The sequence below is a fragment of the Mycobacterium intracellulare ATCC 13950 genome, assembly GCF_000277125.1.
Taxonomy (GTDB): domain Bacteria; phylum Actinomycetota; class Actinomycetes; order Mycobacteriales; family Mycobacteriaceae; genus Mycobacterium; species Mycobacterium intracellulare.
In genome coordinates, this window is the sequence record NC_016946.1 from 3,548,261 (window position 1) to 3,565,461 (window position 17,201).

At 70.2% G+C, this 17,201-nt stretch carries 16 protein-coding genes; 5 read left to right on the forward strand and 11 right to left on the reverse strand.

What is annotated here, in order from left to right; all coding sequences use genetic code 11:
* Window positions 1-41 precede the first annotated feature (41 nt).
* The 5 genes from OCU_RS40945 to yajC form a co-directional block, all read right to left on the reverse strand.
* Entirely contained in the window at window positions 42-584 is a 543-nt protein-coding gene (locus OCU_RS40945) for an adenine phosphoribosyltransferase (RefSeq protein ID WP_029384615.1), read from the reverse strand.
* Window positions 585-591: 7 nt separating this feature from the next.
* On the reverse strand, window positions 592-2,283 hold the full coding sequence (locus OCU_RS40950; RefSeq protein ID WP_014380513.1) for an ABC transporter substrate-binding protein: 1,692 nt from the start codon (window positions 2,281-2,283) through the stop codon (window positions 592-594).
* 5 nt (window positions 2,284-2,288) lie between these two features.
* On the reverse strand, window positions 2,289-3,587 hold the full coding sequence (gene secF / locus OCU_RS40955) for a protein translocase subunit SecF (protein WP_009955490.1): 1,299 nt from the start codon (window positions 3,585-3,587) through the stop codon (window positions 2,289-2,291).
* A gap of 4 nt (window positions 3,588-3,591) precedes the next feature.
* The gene (secD, locus tag OCU_RS40960) at window positions 3,592-5,418 is read right to left on the reverse strand and encodes a protein translocase subunit SecD (RefSeq protein ID WP_014380515.1); all 1,827 of its coding nucleotides are present in this window, start codon (window positions 5,416-5,418) and stop codon (window positions 3,592-3,594) included.
* A gap of 112 nt (window positions 5,419-5,530) precedes the next feature.
* Window positions 5,531-5,857 carry a preprotein translocase subunit YajC gene (gene yajC, locus OCU_RS40965; RefSeq protein ID WP_008258310.1) on the reverse strand — a complete coding sequence of 109 codons (327 nt, stop codon included), beginning with the start codon at window positions 5,855-5,857 and terminating at the stop codon, window positions 5,531-5,533.
* 211 nt (window positions 5,858-6,068) lie between these two features.
* Here yajC and gabT point away from each other — a divergent pair, with 211 nt between their 5' ends.
* Window positions 6,069-7,409: a 4-aminobutyrate--2-oxoglutarate transaminase gene (gabT, locus tag OCU_RS40970; protein ID WP_009953660.1), complete on the forward strand. Its 1,341-nt coding sequence runs from the start codon at window positions 6,069-6,071 to the stop codon at window positions 7,407-7,409.
* Window positions 7,410-7,547: 138 nt separating this feature from the next.
* Window positions 7,548-11,072: a carboxylic acid reductase gene (gene car, locus OCU_RS40975; protein ID WP_014380518.1), complete on the forward strand. Its 3,525-nt coding sequence runs from the start codon at window positions 7,548-7,550 to the stop codon at window positions 11,070-11,072.
* A 63-nt stretch (window positions 11,073-11,135) separates the two neighbouring features.
* On the opposite strand, the gene OCU_RS40980 is transcribed toward car, so the two are convergent.
* From OCU_RS40980 to ruvC, 6 genes are all read right to left on the reverse strand, one after another.
* Window positions 11,136-11,828, reverse strand: a complete 693-nt coding sequence (locus OCU_RS40980) for a hypothetical protein (protein WP_009953663.1) — start codon at window positions 11,826-11,828, stop codon at window positions 11,136-11,138.
* A 129-nt stretch (window positions 11,829-11,957) separates the two neighbouring features.
* On the reverse strand, window positions 11,958-12,344 hold the full coding sequence (locus OCU_RS40985; protein WP_008258316.1) for a DUF1304 domain-containing protein: 387 nt from the start codon (window positions 12,342-12,344) through the stop codon (window positions 11,958-11,960).
* A 98-nt stretch (window positions 12,345-12,442) separates the two neighbouring features.
* Complete coding sequence (locus tag OCU_RS40990) at window positions 12,443-13,129, reverse strand: hypothetical protein (RefSeq protein WP_020188556.1); 687 nt, start codon at window positions 13,127-13,129, stop codon at window positions 12,443-12,445.
* Window positions 13,130-13,222: 93 nt separating this feature from the next.
* Entirely contained in the window at window positions 13,223-14,278 is a 1,056-nt protein-coding gene (ruvB, locus tag OCU_RS40995) for a Holliday junction branch migration DNA helicase RuvB (protein ID WP_009956162.1), read from the reverse strand.
* Entirely contained in the window at window positions 14,275-14,874 is a 600-nt protein-coding gene (gene ruvA / locus OCU_RS41000; RefSeq protein WP_014380520.1) for a Holliday junction branch migration protein RuvA, read from the reverse strand. The genes ruvB and ruvA overlap by 4 nt, the downstream gene beginning before the upstream one ends.
* Window positions 14,871-15,425 carry a crossover junction endodeoxyribonuclease RuvC gene (gene ruvC / locus OCU_RS41005; protein ID WP_009956150.1) on the reverse strand — a complete coding sequence of 185 codons (555 nt, stop codon included), beginning with the start codon at window positions 15,423-15,425 and terminating at the stop codon, window positions 14,871-14,873. The genes ruvA and ruvC overlap by 4 nt, the downstream gene beginning before the upstream one ends.
* Window positions 15,426-15,618: 193 nt before the next feature.
* Between ruvC and OCU_RS41010 the strand changes: the two genes are divergently transcribed.
* From OCU_RS41010 to OCU_RS41020, 3 genes are read left to right on the forward strand one after another with little or no spacing between them, the layout of a single operon-like run.
* Window positions 15,619-16,230 (forward strand): DUF4178 domain-containing protein, encoded by a 612-nt coding sequence (locus tag OCU_RS41010; RefSeq protein WP_009956149.1) that lies wholly within the window; start codon window positions 15,619-15,621, stop codon window positions 16,228-16,230.
* Window positions 16,231-16,247: 17 nt separating this feature from the next.
* Entirely contained in the window at window positions 16,248-16,763 is a 516-nt protein-coding gene (locus tag OCU_RS41015; protein WP_026071314.1) for a DUF2617 family protein, read from the forward strand.
* Window positions 16,760-17,191, forward strand: coding sequence for a DUF4247 domain-containing protein (locus OCU_RS41020; protein WP_009955062.1), 432 nt, complete (start codon window positions 16,760-16,762; stop codon window positions 17,189-17,191). The genes OCU_RS41015 and OCU_RS41020 overlap by 4 nt, the downstream gene beginning before the upstream one ends.
* Window positions 17,192-17,201 lie beyond the last annotated feature (10 nt).

Consider the following 17,201-nt stretch of genomic DNA (forward strand, 5'->3'; position numbering starts at 1 on the left):
TACCCCCGTCGCGGCGCGCACCGCCGCCGGAGGCGAGAGCGCTACTCGCACATCAGGCTGTGCACCGGCAGCGGCGCGACCGCGTCCCGGCCGCCCAACCCACCGAGTTCGAACAGCACCGCCGCCGCCACCACGTTCGCCCCGGCGCGCTCGAGCAGCCGGGCCGACGCCGCCAGGGTGCCGCCGGTGGCCAGCACGTCGTCGACGATCACCACGTTGCGTCCGCGCAGGTCAATGCCCTCGCCGGGGATCTCCAGCGTGGCGGTGCCGTATTCCAGGTCGTACCGCTCGGCGTGTACCGGCGGCGGCAACTTCCCGGCCTTGCGGATGGCCAACACGCCCGTGCTTAGCCGGTCGGCGACGGCCGCGGCCACCAAAAACCCCCGGGCCTCGATGCCGGCCACCAGATCGGCGCCGGACGCGAGCTCGGCCACCGCTCCGGTGATCGCCGTCATCGCCGTCGCGTCGGCGAACACCGGGGTGAGGTCCTTGAACTGGATCCCGGGCTTGGGGAAGTCGGCCACCTTGCGCGTCAGCGACGCGATGAGCTCCGCCACGGGCGTCCGCCCGCCGACGTCCGTCACGGCAACCTCACTGCACCAGGGCCCATCGGTCCATGTTCCAGCCCACGCCCCACCGGGTCGGGTTGTTGCTCACCGCGTACATCTTCTTGGACATCAGCAACGTGCGCTGCTGCCGGTACAGCGGCAGGGTGGGCATGTCGCCCCACAGGATCGGCGCGGTTTCGGCCAGCAGCCTGACGCGCTCGGCGGCATCGGCGGACACCGCCAGCGCCCCGATCGCGCTGTCAACCTGGGGATTGCTGTATCCGGACAGGTTGTTGCCGTTGCCGGTGTGCAGGGCGTACGCGTCCAGCGCCGAGGACCCCGTCGAACCGCTGCCGGTCGCGCCGCCGGTGCTGGCCAGCAACGCGTCGATCTTCCCGTCCCGCAACGCCCGCGGGCCCGAGCTGTCCAGCGTGACGCCGGTGACCGTGATCCCGGCCGCGGCGCACGATTTGGTGATGACGCCCACGTTGACCGCGAGCCGCGCGTTGGGCCCCTGGTAGCCGATCCGCAACGCCAGCGGCGCACCGCCCAGCGCGTTGCGCGCGGCGACCGGATCCGCCTTGCCGAACGGGCCGGCTTCGGCGGCCCCGTCGGCCGCGGTGACGGCGTCGTCACCGGCCGGGCTGAGGCGTGAATTGGCGATCGGCGTCCCCGCGTCGTGGGCCAGCGCGTCGCGCGGCGTGCACAGCGCGACGGCCCGGCGCGCCTTGGGCGCCGCCAGCGGCCCCTGCGGGGCGAAGAACAGCTGCTCGATGCCGTCGGACGGGGCATCCGAGCGCTCGTAGTTGTCGGGCGTGGCCAGCGTTCCCGACGAGCCCGCGGCGACGTCGACCACGTCGACGGTGCGGTTGTTGACCCGGTCCTGGATGTCGGGCCCCTGCGGCCACACCGTGATCCGCTTGGTGATGGCCCGCGGCCCCCACCACCGGTCGTTGGCGACGAGCACCACCGCCCCGCCCTCCAGGACGGACCCGATCTTGTAGGGCCCCGACGACGGAAAGCGCTTGAGGTCGACACCGGGTTTGAGGTCCCAGATGGTGTTCCACAGCTTCGCGATCTGCTGCACCAGCGGCGCGTTGTGGCTGAGCAGCGCCGCGGTCACGTCGACGTTGAGCTGGTCGGCGATGACGTGCGAGGGCATCAGCGAGGTCGCGGTGAACAGCTGGTTGTAGTCGACGACGCCGCGGTCCGGGACGAACGACACCCGCGCCTTCTTCTGCCCGGGGATGCACTCGACGTTGGCGATGTCGATATAGCCGCCCTGAGTGGCCGCATCGAATTCCGGGAAGCGGCCGGACTGGGCCGCCCACGCGAGCACGATGTCGTCGCAGGTCAACGGCTTGCCGTCGGAGTAGACGGCGTTGTCGGCGATCTGGTAGTCGAGCACCAGCGGCGTGCCGCCGACCACCGAAACGGTGCCGAAGTCGCGGTCGGCGACGATCTGCCCGCCCGGCCCGTGGTAGCTGAACCCGGTGAGCGTGCGGGCGAAGGCCTGCGCGCCGGCCGAGGCGGCGCCGGCGACGGTGTTGGTGTTGTAGGTGCTCAGCGGGCCGTCGACCACGTAATCGAGCTCGGAGGCGGCGCTACCGGCGCACGCGGTCACCACGAAACCCGCGACCAGCGCCACCGCCAGCCCGGCGCTGATCCACAGCGCGATATTGTGCCGGCCGGTTAGCGCGCCATCGGCCCCAGTTCCCCGGTACCTGGTGGCCATCGCGTCTACCGCCGGCCGACGTTCCGCTTGCCGGTGGGACGACGAGTCCCGGTCGGCCGCACGGGACGGGCCCCCGGCGCAGGCTTGCTCGGTGCGGGCTTGGACGGCCCCGACGGCCTCGACGCCGATTCGGCGGCGTCGGCCTTGGCATCCTCGTCGGGGACGTCGGCGACGTCGTCGGCGTCCGGCGCGTTCTCGGCACCCGCGCGCGCACCGCCGGCGCGCCGCCGCAGGACGCGGCGGGTGTGGGTGCGCACCAACTCGGTGCGTTCCCGCATGCTGACCAGCAGCGGCGTGGCGAAGAAGATCGAGGAGTAGGTGCCGACGATGATGCCGATCAACTGCACCAGCGCCAGGTCCTTCAGGGTGCCGACACCCAGCAGCCACACCGCCACCACCATCAGCGCCAGCACCGGCAGCACGCCGATCAGGCTGGTGTTGATGGACCGCATGAACGTCTGGTTGATCGCCAGGTTGGCCTCTTCGGCGAAGGTGCGCTTGGGTTTGTGCTGGAAGCCGTGGGTGTTCTCCTCGACCTTGTCGAACACGATGACGGTGTCGTAGAGGGAGAAACCGAGGATCGTCAGCAGGCCGATGACGGTGGCCGGGGTGACCTCGAAGCCCACCAGCGAGTACACGCCGGCCGTCACGGCCAGGTCGAAGAACATCGCCGCGATCGCGGCCAGCGTCATGTACCGCTCGTAGCGGACCGTGATGTACACGCCGACCAGCGCCAGGAATACCACCAGCGCGAACAGCGCCTTCATGGTGATCTGGTCGCCCCAGGTCTCGGAGACCGCCGAGTCGCTGATGGCCTGCTTGCTGGGCTTGCCGTCGGGGCCCTTGGGTCCGAACGCGTCGAACAACGCGTTGCGCAGCTTGGTCGTCTGGTCGTTGGACAGCGTCTCGGAGCGAATCTGCACGGTCGCCGCCGCGCCGTTGCCGACGACGACCACCGATTCCGCATCGTTGCCGAGGGTCTTGCGGAACACGTCCTGGACCTGGGAGGTGTGCACCGTGCCGTGCGTCCCGTTGGCGGGCATCGACACCGTGGTACCGCCGTTGAAGTCGATGCCGAAGCTGAAGCCCCGCAACAGGATGGACAGCAGCGCGACCGCGACGATCGCGCCGCTGATGCCGAACCACAACCGCCGCCGTCCGACCACCTCGAACGCGCCGGTGCCGGTGTAGAGGCGCGACAGGAAGCTGTGGTGCGGCGCCCCGGCGGTGCCGGCGGCGCTGGCGGTCAATTCGGTTGTGCCTGCCGAGGTTTCGGTGATCTCGGTCGCGTCATTGGAGGCCATCACGTCATCCCCGTCCCGTCGTGACCTGCGACGAACCCCGGCGTTCGCGGGCGACCTGCTGGATTGCGCCCAGGCCGTTGTATGCGGGCTTCGCCAACGTCGGTGACTTGGAGGCCAGGTAGACCAGCGGCCACGTCACCAGGAACACCACCACCAGGTCCAGGATCGTGGTGAGGCCCAACGTGAATGCGAAGCCCTTCACCTGGCCGATCGCCAGCGCGTAGAGCACCGCGGCGGCCAGGAAGGTGACCGCGTTGCCCGATACGATCGTCTTGCGCGCCCGCGTCCACCCGCGCGGCACCGCCGACCGGAACGAACGCCCTTCGCGGATCTCGTCTTTGATGCGTTCGAAGAAGACGACGAACGAGTCCGCGGTGGTGCCGATACCGATGATCAGACCGGCGATGCCCGCCAGGTCGAGGGTGTAGTTGATCTGGCGGCCCAGGATCACCAGGATCGCGAAAACCATTGCGCCGGAAGCGGCCAGCGACAGCGCCGTGAGCAGTCCCAGCACCCGGTAGTAGAGCAGCGAATACAGCAGCACCAGGACCAAGCCGATCGCGCCGGCGATTAGCCCCGCGCGCAGCGACGTCAAACCCAGTGTCGCCGAGACGGTTTGGGCCTCCGACGATTCGAACGACAGCGGCAACGAACCGTATTTCAGGACGTTGGCCAGCTGCTTGGCGGTCGCCGCGGTGAACGGCGGGTCGCCGCCGCTGATCTGGGTGCGGCCGCCGGGGATGGCTTCTTGGATCATCGGGGCGCTGACGACCTGCGAGTCCAGCGTGAACGCGGTCTGGGTGCCGATATGGGCGGCGGTGAAGTCCGCCCAGGTGTTGGCCGCCGCGGACTTGAACTGAAGGTCGACGACGTAGCCGATGCCGCGCTGGTTCTGGCTCGAGGTGGCGTCCTGGATCTGGTCACCGCTGATGATCGAGGGCCCCAGCAGATACGCGACCTTGTGGTCGGTCGAGCAGGTGATCAGCGGCTGGGTGGGGTCGTCGTTGCCGGCCAGGATGTCTTCTTTGTCGCAGCGCGTCGCCTGGAACTGCAGGGCCAGGAACTGGATGCCCTGCCGGGTGCTCTGCCGCCACTTCTTCTCGTCGGCGATGCGCTCGGCGAGGTCCTTGCGCGGATCCGGCGACGCGGGCTGCTCGGCCGGCGGCGCCCCGGGGGCCGGGGTGGCCGGGGCGGGCGCCGGGGCCCCTGGAGCCGGAGCGGGAGGCGCGGGGGTGGGCGCCGGCGGCGGGTCCTGCGGGTAGGGCCGGGGCTGGGCGCCCGGCTTGGTCCCCGGCGCGGGCTGTCCGGCCGGGGGCGGGGCCGGTTGGCCCGGTGCGGGTTGGCCGCTGGGCCCGGGTTCTGCGGGCCCGGGTTCTGCGGGCGCGGGCTGCCCCGGGGCGGGCTGGCCGGGCGCGGGCTGGTGCGCCGGGGGCTTGGGCTCGGCGCTTTGGGCCGGCATCGAGTTGAGCACCGGACGGATGTACAGCCGGGCCGTCTGGCCCAGGTTGCGGGCCTCGTTGCCGTCGTTGCCGGGGACCGTGATGATCAGGTTGTCGCCGTCGACGACGACCTCAGAGCCGGACACGCCGAGCCCGTTGACGCGGGCGCCGATGATCTGCTGCGCCTGCGCCAGCGCCTCGCGGCTGGGGCGCGAGCCGTCCGGGGTGCGCGCGGTCAGCGTGACGCGGGTGCCGCCCTGCAGGTCGATCCCGAGCTTGGGGGCGGCGCGCTTGTCGCCGGTGAGGAACACCAGCAGGTAGACGCCGATGAGCAACACCAAGAAGACCGACAGGTAGCGGGCAGGGTGCACCGGCGCCGAAGACGATGCCACGTTCCTTCTATCTCCTCGAGAATCGGTTACTTACCCCGGACAGAGCCTAGAAAAGCCTACGTGGCCCCGAGGAGCCCGTCGCGCAAGCCGCCCTCCCCCGAAGTATTAGGCGTCAGGAATCCTTGGCGACCGAGCCCTCGTCGGCGGGCTCGTCCCCGTCGACTAGATCCTCGTCGTCGTCGGGCAGGATGCGGTCGCGGATCGCCAGCTTCATCCAGGTGGTCACCACGCCGGGGGAGATCTCGAGGTCGACGGTGTCGTCGGTGATCGCGACGACGGTGGCCTGCAGGCCCGACGTGGTGTGCACCCGGTCGCCCGGGCTCAACGACTCGTGCAGGTCGATGGTGGCCTGCATCGCGCGCTTCTGGCGCCGCGACGCGAAATACATGAACCCGCCCATGATGAGCAGGAACGGCAGGAACAGGATCAAACTCTCCATGGGCGCGCCTGTGTCTTTCTTTCTTCGGATTTCGGGGGTGGGTGCCGGTGCGACGCGGACGCCGCGCACCTCATCACGGTCCAGTGTGCCCGTTCAGTCTGGCAGGCCGCGGCCCGTGACCGGCCGCCGCGGTGCGACCGATGCCCGCCGGAGGCGAGCTCGATAGGCTTTCAACGTGGCGTGACACGCGCGCCGCGGGAGGGAGTACGTGGTGGCCGGCCTCGAGCAGACTCGCCAACTGGTCACCGAGATCCCCGGCCCGCTCTCGCTGGAACTGAGCAAGCGCCGGGCGGCGGCGGTGTCGCACGCGGTCAACGTCTCCGTCCCGGTCTTCGTGGCTCGCGCCGGCGGCGGCATCATCGAGGACGTCGACGGCAACCGGCTCATCGACCTCGGCTCCGGCATCGCGGTGACGACCATCGGCAACTCGGCGCCCCGGGTGGTCGACGCGGTGCGCGCGCAGGTCGCCGAGTTCACCCACACCTGCTTCATGGTGACGCCGTACGAGTCGTACGTCGCGGTGGCCGAGACGCTCAACCGGATCACCCCGGGCTCCGGCGAGAAGCGCTCGGTGCTGTTCAATTCCGGCGCCGAGGCCGTCGAGAACGCCGTCAAGGTGGCGCGCGCCTACACGCGCAAGTCGGCGGTGGTGGCGTTCAACCACGCCTACCACGGCCGCACCAACCTGACGATGGCGCTGACCGCGAAGTCCATGCCCTACAAGGCCGGCTTCGGCCCGTTCGCGCCGGAGGTCTACCGGGCGCCGCTGTCCTACCCCTATCGGGACGGCCTGATCGACAAGGAGCTGGCCACCGACGGGGAGAAGGCCGCCGCGCGGGCCATCCGGGTCATCGACAGCCAGATCGGCGCCGACAACCTGGCCGCCCTCCTGATCGAGCCGATCCAGGGCGAAGGCGGGTTCATCGTGCCGGCCGAGGGATTCCTGCCCACCCTGCTGGAGTGGTGCCGCAGGAACGACGTGGTGTTCATCGCCGACGAGGTGCAGACCGGTTTCGCGCGCTCGGGCGCCATGTTCGCCTGCGAACACGAGGGCATCGAGCCCGACCTGATCTGCACCGCCAAGGCGATCGCCGACGGGCTTCCCCTGTCGGCGGTCACCGGCCGGGCCAACATCATGGACGCGCCGCACGTCGGCGGCCTCGGCGGCACCTTCGGCGGCAACCCCCTGGCCTGCGCGGCGGCGTTGGCCACGATCGAGACGATCGAGAGCGACGGGCTGGTCGAGCGGGCCCAGCAGCTGGAGCGGCTGATCACCGAACCGCTGCTGCGGCTGCAGGCCGGCGACGACCGGATCGGCGACGTCCGCGGCCGCGGCGCGATGATCGCGATCGAGTTGGTGAAGTCGGGGACCGCCGAGCCCGACAAGGAGCTGACCCAAAAGCTGACCGTCGCCGCCCAGGCGGCCGGCGTCATCGTCCTGACCTGCGGCATGTTCGGCAACATCATCCGGCTGCTGCCGCCGCTGACCATCGGCGACGAGCTGCTGGCCGAGGGAATCGACATCCTGAGCGGGTTGTTGCGCGACCTGTAAGGCCCCGCCCCCGTGGGCAATCTCACAACACGCCATAGGCCGTATCATGGTGGAATACCGTTACTTTAGCTAACGTTCTATGTGTCAGCGCCGACGCGCTTATTGACTCGCTATCTTTCATTCGCAAGGGATCTGTTTATGTCGACTGCCATTCATGACGAACACCTCGACCGTCGCATCGAGGAACTCATCGCCAACGACCCCCAATTCGCCGCCGCCCGACCGGACCCGGCCATCACCGCCGCCACCGAAGCGCCCGGGCTGCGGCTGCCGCAGATCATCCGGACCGTGCTCGACGGCTACGCCGACCGGCCTGCCCTGGCGCAGCGCGTCGTGGAGTTCGTCACCGACGCCAAGACCGGGCGGACGACGGCCGAGCTGCTCCCCCGTTTCGAGACCATCACGTATGGCGAACTCGGCGAACGGGTTTCGGCCCTCGGCCGTGCCTGGGCCGGCGACGCGGTGCGCCCCGGCGACCGCGTCTGCGTGCTCGGCTTCAACAGCGTTGACTACGCCACCATCGACATCGCGCTGGGCACCATCGGGGCCGTGTCGGTGCCGCTGCAGACCAGCGCGGCGATCTCCTCGTTGCAGCCGATCGTCGCCGAGACCGAGCCCAGCCTGATCGCCTCGAGCGTCAACCAGCTGCCCGACGCGGTGGAGCTGATCCTGGCCGGCGACCACGTGCCCGGCAAGCTCGTCGTGTTCGACTACCAGCCCCAGGTCGACGACCAGCGCGAGGCCGTGGAGGCCGCCGCCGCGCGGTTGGCCGACTCCGGCGTCGCGGTCGAGGCTCTCGCCGACGTGCTGCGGCGCGGCAAGGACCTGCCGGCCGTCGAGCCGCCGGCGAGCGACGAGGACTCGCTGGCCCTGCTGATCTACACCTCCGGCAGCACCGGCGCGCCCAAGGGCGCGATGTACCCGCAGAGCAACGTCGGCAAGATGTGGCGGCGCGGGAGCAAGAACTGGTTCGGGGAAAGCGCCGCGTCGATCACCCTCAACTTCATGCCGATGAGCCACGTCATGGGGCGCGGAATCCTCTACGGCACGCTGGGCAACGGCGGCACCGCGTACTTCGCCGCCCGCAGCGACCTGTCCACCCTGCTCGAGGACCTCGAGTTGGTGCGGCCCACCGAGATGAACTTCGTCCCCCGCATCTGGGAGACGCTGTACGGCGAATTCCAGCGCCAGGTCGAGCGGCGGCTGGCCGACGGCGATGCGGGCCCGGAGGCCCGCGAGACTGTGGCGGCTGCGGTGTTGGAAGAACAGCGCCAGTACCTGCTGGGCGGGCGGTTCATCTTCGCGATGACGGGCTCGGCACCCACCTCGCCGGAGCTCAAGGCGTGGGCCGAGTCGCTCCTGCAGATGCACCTGATGGACGGCTACGGCTCCACCGAGGCCGGAATGGTGTTGTTCGACGGGGAGATTCAGCGTCCGCCGGTTATTGATTACAAGCTGGTCGACGTTCCGGATCTGGGCTATTTCAGCACCGACCGTCCGCATCCGCGCGGTGAGTTGTTGCTGCGGACCGAGAACATGTTCCCGGGTTATTACAAGCGGGCCGAGACCACCGCGAACGTGTTCGACGAGGACGGTTATTACCGCACCGGTGACGTGTTCGCCGAGATCGCGCCGGACCGGCTGGTGTATGTCGATCGCCGCAACAACGTGCTCAAGTTGGCCCAGGGCGAGTTCGTGACGCTGGCCAAGCTGGAGGCGGTGTTCGGCAACAGCCCGCGGATCCGCCAGATCTACGTTTACGGCAACAGCTCCCAGCCCTACCTGCTGGCCGTGGTGGTGCCGACCGAGGAAGCGTTGGCGGACAACGATCTTGAGTCGCTCAAGCCGAAGATCGCCGACTCGCTGCAGAAGGTCGCCAAGGAGACCGGCCTGCAGTCCTACGAGGTGCCGCGCGACTTCATCATCGAGACCACGCCGTTCACCCTGGAAAACGGCCTGCTGACCGGGATCCGCAAGCTGGCGTGGCCCAAGCTCAAGGCGCACTACGGGGATCGGCTCGAGCAGATGTATGCCGAGCTGGCCGCGGGACAGGCCAACGAGTTGGCCGAACTGCGCCGCAGCGGCGCGGCGGCGCCGGTGGCCCAGACCGTGAGCCGGGCCGCGGCCGCCCTGCTGGGTGCGACGGCCGGGGATCTGTCCGCAGATGCCCACTTCACCGATCTTGGTGGAGACTCGTTGTCGGCGTTGACCTTCGGCAACCTGCTGCGCGAGATCTTCGATGTCGACGTGCCGGTGGGGGTGATCGTCAGCCCGGCCAACGACCTGGCGGGGATCGCCGCCTACATCGAGGCCGAGCGGCAGGGCTCCAAGCGCCCGACGTTCGCCGCCGTGCACGGTCGCGGTGCGACCATGGTGCACGCCAGTGACCTCACGCTGGACAAGTTCCTCGACGAGGCGACCCTGGCCGCCGCGCCCAGCCTGCCCAAGCCGGCCACCGAGGTGCGCACCGTGCTGTTGACCGGCGCGACCGGCTTTTTGGGCCGCTACCTGGCGCTGGACTGGCTCGAGCGGATGGACATGGTCGACGGCAAGGTCATCGCCCTGGTGCGGGCCCGCACCGATGAGGAGGCGCGCGCCCGGCTGGACAAGACCTTCGACAGCGGCGACCCCAAACTGCTGGCGCACTACCAGCGGCTGGCCGCCGACCACCTCGAGGTCATCGCCGGCGACAAGGGTGAGGCCAACCTCGGCCTGGACCCCCAGACCTGGCAGCGACTGGCCGAGGAGGTCGACGTCATCGTCGACCCCGCCGCGCTGGTCAACCACGTGCTGCCCTACAGCGAGCTGTTCGGCCCCAACGCCCTGGGCACCGCGGAGCTGATCCGGATCGCGCTGACCTCCAGGCAAAAGCCCTACACCTACGTGTCGACGATCGGGGTGGGCGATCAGATCCAGCCAGGTGAGTTCGTCGAGAACGCCGACATCCGCCAGATCAGCGCCACCCGCGAGATCAACGACGGCTACGCCAACGGCTACGGCAACAGCAAGTGGGCCGGCGAGGTGTTGCTGCGCGAGGCCCACGACCTGTGCGGCCTGCCCGTCACGGTGTTCCGCTGCGACATGATCCTGGCCGACACCACCTATGCCGGGCAGCTCAACCTGCCCGACATGTTCACCCGGCTGATGCTGAGCCTGGTCGCCACCGGTATCGCGCCCGGGTCGTTCTACGAACTGGACGCCGACGGCAACCGCCAGCGGGCACACTACGACGGTTTGCCGGTCGAGTTCATCGCCGCGGCGATCTCGACGCTGGGGACCCAAATCACCGACAGCGACACGGGCTTTCAGACCTACCACGTGATGAACCCCTACGACGACGGCATCGGGCTGGATGAGTACATCGATTGGCTGATCGAGGCCGGGTATTCGATCGAGCGGATCGCCGATTACTCCGAGTGGCTGCGGCGCTTCGAGACCTCGCTGCGGGCCCTGCCCGATCGGCAGCGTCAGTACTCGCTGCTGCCGCTGCTGCACAACTACCAGAAGCCGGAAAAGCCGATCAACGGCTCGATGGCGCCCACCGACGTGTTCCGTGCCGCGGTGCAGGAAGCGAAAATCGGCCCCGACAAAGACATCCCGCACGTCTCGGCGCCGGTGATCGTCAAGTACATCACCGACCTGGAGTTGCTCGGACTCCTCTGAGGTGAGCCAAACAGCAGGTCGCCCAGCCCTTTTGGGGCTGGGCGACCTGTTTCGGTGTGCCGACTACTGCTGCGGGTGCGGCCAACGCAGATATGCGGCGTTGCCCCCTGATCCCGCGCCCGCCCGGTGGCGGCGCCATCCCCGCTTTGGTTCGGGGTCAGACGACGCGCGCGGCTTGGTCAGCGCACCCGAGGAGACCTCGGCCGGCTGCTCGTAAACCGAATCCCGATACGGCTCAACGGTCGGTGTGCCCGTGGTGGCCGGCGCCAGCGGCTGCACGTCGCGCGCCAGGCGCACGGCGGTGCGCGCCAACACGACACCTCCGATGAAGATGATCAGCGCGCCCAGGCCCGAGAAGTAGGTGACCTCGAGCACCGCGCGCTTGCGGTCGGTCGCGGCTATCGGGTCACCGGCGGAGCCGATTCCCAGCAGCGGGGCGACGTCGCCGCCCACCACGAACCAGGCGCCGGCCAGCACGGCCAGCCAGCCGCCCAACATCGCGGCGACGCGGTTGCCGGCAACGATCAGCAGCAGGCCGCCCAGCGCGGTGGCCGCGCCCGGCGCGACTTCCAGCCAGCCCCGGGCCGTGCTCCACGCCCAGTTTCGGTCCGGCGTGTAGGCGAAGTTGAAGTGTGGACCGACAAACGGTATTAACGCCCCCCAGGCTCCCAGAATGACCAGGAGCAATCCGCTGACCGCGCCTCGCGAGCGCGGCATGCTCAGCGCGCTGGTTCGGCCGTCTTCTGCGTATTTCATGACATCCCCTCGTTGAATACCGGGCCTGTTTCCGGCTCGAGATGGGTACCCGGCGACTTCCACTAGTAACCCACGCGGCAAACGAAAGCCAACCGAGCGCCGTGGTTGTTGAGGCTGGTGAGACTGGTGTTACTGCTGAAGGCCGAGCAACAGCAGCACGATCGCCATCGCCGGAAAGGTGCCCTGGGCGAGCGCGGCGCGGGCCTTGTCGGGCGCGGACACCAGCAGCACCACCGCGGCCGCGGCCATCGATCCGATGCCGGCGAAAACGAGCGCCGCGCCAACGGTGGTGTGCCCCAACGCAATTACGGCGATGCCGATGCCGGTGACGATCGCGAGGAACAAGTTGTAGAAGCCTTGGTTGAAGGCGAGCAGCTTCGTGGTTTCGGCTTCCGCGGGGGTGGTGCCGAAGGTGGCGCGGGTGCGCGGCGAGGTCCAGGTCAACGATTCCATCACGAAGATGTAGACGTGCAGTAACGCCGCCAGCGCGGCGAACAGCAGCGCGGTCGTGATCATCGCGTCCTCCTCGTCTCGCGGTCGCTCGCACTACCTTCGCGCAAAGCGGCACCGGCAGCCAAGGGCTGCCGGTGCCGTTCGTGTTGCCGGCTACCGTCCTAGACGCCGGCGTGGTGGCGGTGGAACAGGCCGCCGGGGCGGCGGTGGAACAGGCCATGCCCGCCGCGCTCGCGGGGCGCCGCGTCGGCCGGCACCGCGTCCGTCGGTGCGGGCGCCGTGCCGCCCGTCTCGTCGTACATGGCCGGTTGGGCCGCCGGCACGGCGGCATCGCCCGCCGCAGGCGCCGGTTGGGTCACCACGACGTCGCGCGCGTGCCGAACGGCCAGGCGTGCCACGGCCGCCCCACCCAGGAACACGATCAGGGCGCCGAGGCCGGTGAAGTAGGTGACCTCGAGCAGGGCCCGTTTCAGGTCCGCCGCGGCCACTGGTTGGCCGACGTCCCCGATGCCCAGCGTCGGGGCGAACGCGCGGCCGACGACGAACCAGGCGCCGCCCAGGACCGCCAGCCACCCGCCGAACACGGCGTTCGCGCGGTTGCCGGAGAGCAGCACCAGCAGGCCACCCACCGCCGCGGCGACCCCGGGAAGCACCTCGAGCCAGCCTTTGGCCGCGGTCCAGGTCCAGGCCGGGTCGGTGGCGTAGGCCCAGTCGATGTTGGGCCCGAAGAACGGAACCAGCGCACCCCAAGCTCCCAACAGAATCAGGAGTAGCCCGGTCAGCGCGCCGCGGGTACGCGGCATGTACAGCGCGCGAGGGCGTTCGTAGTCGTGGCGCCTGTTCCTCATCTTCAATCTCCTTCACGAGGCGTGATTGTTGTGAGGTTGGTTACCCACGGCGCCGCGAAGTAACCGGATGGGGCCCGCGCGATCGTTTGCTGGCTACTCGAACAGGCCGGGCTGCCCGAGACCGGCCGCCCCGGCCGGCGGCGCCATCCCCAGGTGCGTCCACGCCTGGGCGGTGGCCACCCGGCCGCGCGGGGTCCGGGCGACCATGCCGGCGCGGACCAGGAACGGCTCGCACACCTCCTCGACGGTGGTCGCCTCCTCGCCGACCGCCACCGCCAGCGTCGACACCCCGACCGGGCCGCCCCCGAAGCTGCGGGTCAGCGCCGAGAGCACGGCCCGGTCCAGCCGGTCCAGTCCCAGTTCGTCGACGTCGTAGACCGCCAGCGCGGACTTGGCGACGTCGCGGGTGATCACGCCGTCGGCGCGCACCTCGGCGAAGTCCCGCACCCGGCGCAACAGCCGGTTGGCGATCCGCGGCGTGCCCCGCGAGCGGCGGGCGATCTCCTCGGCCGCGTCGCCGCCGAGTTCGATGCCCAGGATCCCGGCGGAGCGAGCCAGCACCCGCTCCAGCTCGGCGGGCTCGTAGAAGTCCATGTGCGCGGTGAAGCCGAAGCGATCGCGCAGCGGGCCGGTCAGCGCGCCGGACCGGGTGGTGGCGCCAACCAGGGTGAACGGCGCCACCTCCAGCGGGATCGACGTCGCGCCCGGGCCCTTGCCGACGACCACGTCGACCCGGAAGTCCTCCATGGCCAGGTAGAGCATTTCCTCGGCGGGCCGCGCGATGCGGTGGATCTCGTCGATGAACAACACGTCGTGCTCGACCAGGTTGGACAGCATGGCCGCCAGGTCGCCGGCGCGTTCCAGCGCGGGGCCGGACGTCAGCCGCAGCGAGGAGCCGAGCTCGGCCGCGATGATCATGGCCAGCGACGTCTTGCCCAGCCCCGGCGGCCCGGACAGCAGGATGTGATCCGGTGTGCCGCCGCGGTTTTTGGCGCCCTCGATGACGAGCTGCAGCTGTTCGCGCACCCGCGGCTGGCCGATGAACTCCCGCAGCGAGCGCGGCCGCAGGCTGACGTCGATGTCGCCCTCGCCGGGCGCCAGCGCGCCGGAGACGTCGCGGTCCGACCAGTCTTCCTCAGCGGGGGTCATCGGGACTTGCCCAGCAGCGACAGGGCGGCGCGCAGCGCACCGGAGGTGGTCGCGTCCTGCTCGGCGGCCAGCACCTTGTCGGTGGCTTCCTCGGCCTGCTTGACGGCGAACCCGAGGCCCACCAGGGCCTCGATCACCGGCCCGCGGACCGCGTGGCCGTTGAGCGCGGCGCCCGCGGGGGCCGCGCCCGCACCGGCGGCGCCCACCTTGTCCCGCAGCTCCAGGACCATCCGTTCGGCGCTGCGTTTGCCGATCCCGGGCACCCGGGTCAGCGCGGCGACGTCGCCGTCGTGCAGCGCCCGGCGCAGCGCGCCGGCGTCGTGCACGGCCAGGGTCGCCATCGCCAGCCGGGGCCCGACCCCCGACACCGACAGCAGGGTCAAAAACAGGTCGCGGGTGTCGGTGTCGGTGAAGCCGTACAGCGTCATCGAATCCTCGCGGACGATCATCGCGGTGATCAGCCGCGCCTCGGTCCCGGTCCGCAGCGTGGACAGCGTCGACGGCGTCGCGTTCACCCGGTAGCCGACGCCGGCGGCCTCGATCACCGCATGGTCGAGCGCCACCTCGAGCACCTCGCCGCGCACCGCGGCGATCATCGGGCGGCCTTGAGCTTGGCGTTGTATTTCTGCCGCTGCTGGGCGGCCAGCGCCTCGGCGGCGGCCATCCGGGCGATCATCGGCGCCCGCCAGCAATGGCAGATCGCCAGCGCGAGCGCGTCGGCGGCGTCCGCCGGCGTCGGTTTGGCTTGCAGCGCAAGGATTCTGGTGACCATCGCGGTGACCTGGGCCTTGTCGGCCGCGCCGTTGCCGGTGACCGCGGCCTTGACCTCGCTGGGGGTGTGGAAGTGCACGTCGATGCCGCGCCTGGCCGCCGCCAGCGCGACCACCCCACCGGCCTGGGCCGTGCCCATCACCGTCGACACGTTCAGCTGGGAGAAGACCCGCTCGACGGCCATGACGTCGGGCTCATGCGTGGCCAGCCAATGCTCGACGGCGTCACTGATCGTCAGCAGCCGCTCGGCGAGCGGTGCGTCCGACGGCGTGCGCACCACGTCGACGTCGAGCGCGACCACGGTGCGCCCGCGCCCACTCTCGACGACCGACAGCCCGCACCGGGTCAGGCCGGGGTCGACGCCCATCACCCGCATTACCCGCTCCCACCTAGTAGAACAGCTGTTCGATACCCTAGCGGCCGGCACCGACGCGCCGCGGCTGCGACACGCGGCGGCGCCACCGATTCTGGGCCGATTCCCGGGCCGCGAGGTTACCGCGCCGGTGCCGCGAAAAAGCTGTTAGCTTTAGCCCACGTTCGCTCAAGCATCGTGGCAACGGAGGGTGCGCGTGGGATCTCTGCTGGTCGTGCTCGCCATCGTGCTGTTCATCGCGTCCATCGTGGTGCTCGTCATCGCTTTGCGCCGTCCCAAGCGGCCGGCCGAGCGCGCCGGGCGGCCGGATCCGCTCGCGTCGGACGCGATGCCGCAGTTCGGGCCGCGCCAACTGGGCCCCGGCGCCATCGTCAGCTACGGCGGCACCGACTACATCGTGCGCGGGTCGGTCACCTTCCGCGAGGGACCGTTCGTCTGGTGGGAACACCTGCTCGAGGGCGGCGACCAGCCGATCTGGTTCAGCGTCGAGGAGGACGACGGACGACTGGAACTGGCGATGTGGATCACCCGCAAGGACGTCCCGCTGCGGCCCGGCGACCCGTACGTCGTCGACGGCGCGATGTTTCACGAGACCGAACGCGGCCGCGCCTCGTACACGACCGAAGGCACCACCGGGCTGCCGGCCGGCGGCGAGATGGAATTCGTCGACTGCACCAACGAGGACGAGACGGTCCTGCTCTCCTTCGAGCGCTGGGCCCCGGACATGCCCTGGGAGGTGTCGACGGGCAAGGCCGTGTCGCCCGGCGAACTCACCGTGTACGCGGCGCCCCCGCCCAGCCCCGCCTAGCGCGCGAGGTCAGGCCGGTGCCCCTTCATCAGCTCGCCGTGACCCCGGCGGACGTATCCGGGCAGCGGCTGGGGCTCGCGCTCAACGCGCCGGTCCCCGCGCCGCTGGCCACCTGCCGGCTGGACCATCCCTGCGGCGCCGGGGCGCTGCTGCTCGGGGTGCTCGGCGCGTCGCACGTCGTCGCGGTTGAGCACGCCGCGGGCCGGTTCTCCGAGGAAATCTCTTGCACGGCACGCAATCTCGGGGCCGACCTGCCCGAGCGCACCGACGCGCCCGGCTACCGCCTGCAATCGCGCACCGGCGTCCGCGACGAGGCGGACTTCCGCCGCCTCGCGCACGACCTGCGCGGCCGCTGCGCCCGCCAGGCGGGCTGGCTCGGCGGCACGTTCCCGGGCGACGACGCCGCGCTGACCGTGCTGGCCGCCGAGCCCGACGGCGCCGGATGGCGTTGGCGGACATGGCATCTGTACCCGGGGCGTCCCGCGGGCTCCGGCGGGACGGTGGTTCACACGGCGAGCCGGTGGCAACCGTGAGCCGGACCCGCCTGTTCGTGATCTCCGGCCTGCTGGCGGCCGGCGCGGTGGTGTGCCTGATCACCGGAATCATCCTGTTGCAGAAGAACATCGCGTCGTACGTGGCGGGCCACTATCACGAGTACGCCCACGACGTGAACGGCAGGCGCTACCAGTGCAGCGGGTCGCCACGGCAGGCGGCCGACACGCTCGCCGCGTACGCGCACCCCGAGGCGCGCGCCGACAACGGCAACACCGAATACCTGCGGTACGCCAACAACATCGTGATCGTCGGCCCCGACGGGACCTACCCGTGCAGCATCCGCGTCGAGTCGCTGAGCGCCGGCTACAGCCACGGCGCGTTCATCTTCCTCGGTCCCGGATTCACCCCCGGCTCCCCGTCGGGCGGTTCCGGAGGCAGCCCCGGCGGCCCGGGCGGAACCAAGTGATGGCACCACC

What these genes read in the sequence shown, in the direction of transcription:
- OCU_RS40950 (WP_014380513.1), bottom strand. Translation starts at nt 2,283, where the DNA reads ATGGCCACCAGGTACCGGGGAACTGGGGCCGATGGCGCGCTAACCGGC.
- secF (WP_009955490.1), bottom strand. Translation starts at nt 3,587, where the DNA reads ATGGCCTCCAATGACGCGACCGAGATCACCGAAACCTCGGCAGGCACA.
- yajC (WP_008258310.1), bottom strand. Translation starts at nt 5,857, where the DNA reads ATGGAGAGTTTGATCCTGTTCCTGCCGTTCCTGCTCATCATGGGCGGG.
- car (WP_014380518.1), top strand. Translation starts at nt 7,548, where the DNA reads ATGTCGACTGCCATTCATGACGAACACCTCGACCGTCGCATCGAGGAA.
- OCU_RS40980 (WP_009953663.1), bottom strand. Translation starts at nt 11,828, where the DNA reads ATGAAATACGCAGAAGACGGCCGAACCAGCGCGCTGAGCATGCCGCGC.
- OCU_RS40985 (WP_008258316.1), bottom strand. Translation starts at nt 12,344, where the DNA reads ATGATCACGACCGCGCTGCTGTTCGCCGCGCTGGCGGCGTTACTGCAC.
- OCU_RS40990 (WP_020188556.1), bottom strand. Translation starts at nt 13,129, where the DNA reads ATGAGGAACAGGCGCCACGACTACGAACGCCCTCGCGCGCTGTACATG.
- ruvB (WP_009956162.1), bottom strand. Translation starts at nt 14,278, where the DNA reads ATGACCCCCGCTGAGGAAGACTGGTCGGACCGCGACGTCTCCGGCGCG.
- ruvA (WP_014380520.1), bottom strand. Translation starts at nt 14,874, where the DNA reads ATGATCGCCGCGGTGCGCGGCGAGGTGCTCGAGGTGGCGCTCGACCAT.
- ruvC (WP_009956150.1), bottom strand. Translation starts at nt 15,425, where the DNA reads ATGCGGGTGATGGGCGTCGACCCCGGCCTGACCCGGTGCGGGCTGTCG.